Source organism: Pseudomonas sp. K5002 (genome assembly GCF_013386655.1).
Classification (GTDB): Bacteria; Pseudomonadota; Gammaproteobacteria; order Pseudomonadales; family Pseudomonadaceae; genus Aquipseudomonas.
In genome coordinates this window covers 1-305 of record NZ_JACARK010001008.1, presented here as the reverse complement: position 1 = coordinate 305, position 305 = coordinate 1, and the positions used below count along the sequence as shown (strand labels likewise).

1 protein-coding gene is annotated in these 305 nt (G+C 63.6%); it reads right to left on the bottom strand.

Going from position 1 to position 305, the window contains the following annotated elements; all coding sequences use genetic code 11:
- Positions 1-30: 30 nt before the first annotated feature.
- Positions 31-305: Nif3-like dinuclear metal center hexameric protein (locus HX846_RS32490; protein ID WP_178966981.1), on the bottom strand; the 275-nt coding region annotated here is incomplete at its 5' end.

Below are 305 nucleotides of genomic sequence, written 5' to 3'. Positions count from 1 at the left end.
CCCGCTCCCACATGTGTCCGGTGATGTTCTTTAGATCGGGTTTGGGCAATCGATGAAGAGGTGTTCGAGGGCGAAGCGCCGTGCGAGGTAATCGCCCAAGGCTTGCACGCCGTAACGCTCGGTGGCGTGGTGCCCGGCCGCGATAAAGCTGATGTCGTTTTCCCGGGCGCTGTGGAAGGTCTGCTCCGAGGCTTCGCCGCTCAGGTACAGGTCAACCCCGGCGAGCACCGCCTGGTCGATATAGCCCTGGCCGCCACCGGTGCACCAGCCCACGCGGCGAATCATCTCGCTGCCTTCGATCAGCA